The organism is Rhodosalinus sp. (assembly GCF_041685465.1).
Lineage (GTDB): Bacteria > Pseudomonadota > Alphaproteobacteria > Rhodobacterales > Rhodobacteraceae > Rhodosalinus.
Genome location: NZ_JAWLFS010000327.1, coordinates 1 through 2560 on the forward strand (window position 1 = coordinate 1; position 2560 = coordinate 2560).

Consider the following 2560-nt stretch of genomic DNA (forward strand, 5'->3'; position numbering starts at 1 on the left):
CCCGGCGCCGTGCCGACGAAGAGCATGTAGTCCGCGTGCCGGTAATCCGGTTTCAGGTGCGGCTGTTTCTTGAGGTTGTCCAGAAGCGCGGCGTAGCCCGCGCGCATCGACAGGCCGCAATAGCTGCGGTGCCCGACGAAGTTGCGGGTGCCGAAGGCCATCTTGGCGAAGCGCGCGGCCATCATCAGCCGACCGTTCTTGAAGACCGGCATCACGACGAGCTGGTTGGCCTTCGGTCCGAACTCCGGGTTCTCCGGGTCGATCGGGGTTTCGAGGTCGCGGATCGCGCGCAGCCCGTCCACGTGCCCCTCGCCGAAGAGGTCGCCGCCCTCGACCACCTCCTCGATCAGCTGCTCCCACTCGATCTCGACCCAGTGCCCGTCGCCGCGCCCGCCGGCGCGCTTCAGCGGTTTCAGAACGCGGCGTGGATCGCGGTATTTCGCGAGCGCCGCGTTGCCCCGCCCGCAAGCGGTGGAGCGCCCGGCGAGGCCGGTCTCGCCGTGGCCCGAGAGCCCGGCGTAGCTTTCGCTCACCGGCTGGTCGTAGGCGATGTGCGGATCGGCGGAGAGCGGGCTGTAGGGGTTGCCCGTCACCCGCAGGATGTCGCCGCTCCGGGTGTCGATGCGCACGCGCACGCCGCATTTCGTCGTGCAGCCCTCGCACATGGTGTAGGCGACCCGCTGGTCGGGATTGCGCGTGAGCGTGCCGGCGGCGTCGATGCTGTATTCGGGGGCATGCGCGCCACCGGTGATGCCGCGCGCGGTCTCGGGCGAGGCGAAGCCGCCGATCACGTCCCGCGCGGTGCGGGCGAAGCCGTGCGACATGGCGCCGAGCGCGGCGAGGGTCGTGCCGCCGAGGAGGAGGGAACGTCTGGACAGGATCATGTCGGTGTCTCCGGGATCAGGCCTTGTCGGCGCGCGGGCCGGTTCGGGGGCCGCGGCGCAGTGCGGGCGCGAGATAGAGGTCGAGGGCCGCGACGAGCACGGCGGCGAGCGCGATCATCCCGGCGGTGCCGGTCACGCTCTGGAGCGTCGCGGGATCGGTGAGCGCGGGCGGCAGGTAGGTCGCCGTCTCGACGCGCGACTGCGCCTGTGCGCCGGTGAAAAGCGCCCAGCGGAAGGCGAGCGCGCCCCAGACCGCCGCCACGCCGGCGAGCCGCGCCGAGAGCGCGCCGCGCCCGAAGAGCGCGAGCAGCGCCGGCAGCGCCAGCCCGAGCCCCGCGACATGGCCCAGCACGACGACCGGCATGTCGGTAAGCGCGAGGCGCGCCATGTCCGGATCGGCCAGCAGCCAGAGCCCGAGCGCGACGAGGCCGGCCCCCGCGCTCCCGGCGAGCGCCCTCCGCAGGAGCCGCGCGCCTGCGTGGTCCGGGCGTCCGGCGATCAGCACGGCGCCGACGCCCGAGGCGAGCGCGGTGAGCGTGAGCACCACCGGAAAGCCCGCGTTGTGCCAGAGCGGGCGCGCGGCGACGATCGCGGTCTCGCCGGCGGTATAGGCCAGCACGCCGAGGCCCGATCCGACCATTCCGAGACGCAGGAGCCGTGCCGGCGCGGGCCAGCGGCCGAGGGCGTCGGCCACCGTCGCCAGAAGCGTCGTCGCCACGAAGACCGGCAGCAGCCAGGCGCCCCACCACATCACCGAGCTCGGCGCGGCGCCGAGGTAGAAATTGAGAAAGCGCGCGGGCTGGTGCAGGTCGGCCAGGAGCGGCAGCGGCGCGGAAAGCGCGAGCACCGCGGCGACCCGCAGCGCCGGCCGCGCGGCCGCGGCCCCGCGCAGGAAATGCAGCGCCTGCGCGGTGAGCGCGGCGGCGACGGCGGCACCGATCACGAGGAAATAGGCGACGGCCCAGGGCCGCCACGCGAAGGCCTGATCGACGGAAACGAGATCTATTCCGGTCATGGCTCAGGCCTCCTCGTGGTGCTTGGTGTCGGGGGCGGGGCCGGCGGTCCGGCGCAGGGCGCGCGCGCCCTCCTCGATCTCGACCTCCGAGACGAGGCGATCGTCGAGGCCGATGTAATAGACCTGCGGGCGGGTGCCGGCCTCGGGCTTGAGGTGGCGCGTGTCGTGCTCGGCGAGCAGGCGGCTCACCGCGCTCTCGGGGTCGCGGATGTCGCCGAAGACGCGCGCGCCGCCCACGCAGGTCTCGACGCAGGCCGGCAGAAGCCCCGCGTCGAGCCGGTGGACGCAGAAGGTACACTTGTCGGCGGTCCCGCTCTCGTGGTCGAGATGGCGCGCTTCGTAGGGGCAGGCCTGCACGCAGTAGCCGCAGCCGACGCAGGCGTCCTGATCGACGAGCACGATGCCGTCGTCGGTCTGGTAGGTGGCCGTGACCGGGCAGACCGGGATGCAGGGCGGGTTTTCGCAGTGGTTGCACATGCGCGGCAGCATGGCGGGCACCGGGCCGAACTCGCTCTCGATCTCGTAGACCGGCACATGGGTGCGGTAGCTGCCCTCGTGCACGTTGTTCTCCATCGCGCAGGCGACGGTGCAGGCCTGGCAGCCGATGCACTTGCGCAGGTCCATCACCATGGCCCAGCGCGGCGTGTGCCCGTCGGCCGGG

2 protein-coding genes and 1 pseudogene are annotated in these 2560 nt (G+C 72.8%); all 3 read right to left on the minus strand.

Annotated features, from left to right (window positions below; translation table 11 throughout):
• A pseudogene (locus tag ACESL7_RS15225) lies at positions 1–884 on the minus strand (hypothetical protein); the annotation flags it as partial.
• Between the two features lie 16 nt (positions 885–900).
• The gene (gene nrfD / locus ACESL7_RS15230; protein WP_372894143.1) at positions 901–1899 is read right to left on the minus strand and encodes an NrfD/PsrC family molybdoenzyme membrane anchor subunit; all 999 of its coding nucleotides are present in this window, start codon (positions 1897–1899) and stop codon (positions 901–903) included.
• A gap of 3 nt (positions 1900–1902) precedes the next feature.
• Positions 1903–2560: sulfate reduction electron transfer complex DsrMKJOP subunit DsrO (dsrO, locus tag ACESL7_RS15235; RefSeq protein ID WP_372894144.1), on the minus strand; the 658-nt coding region annotated here is incomplete at its 5' end.

What these genes read in the sequence shown, in the direction of transcription:
- nrfD (WP_372894143.1), bottom strand. Translation starts at nt 1,899, where the DNA reads ATGACCGGAATAGATCTCGTTTCCGTCGATCAGGCCTTCGCGTGGCGG.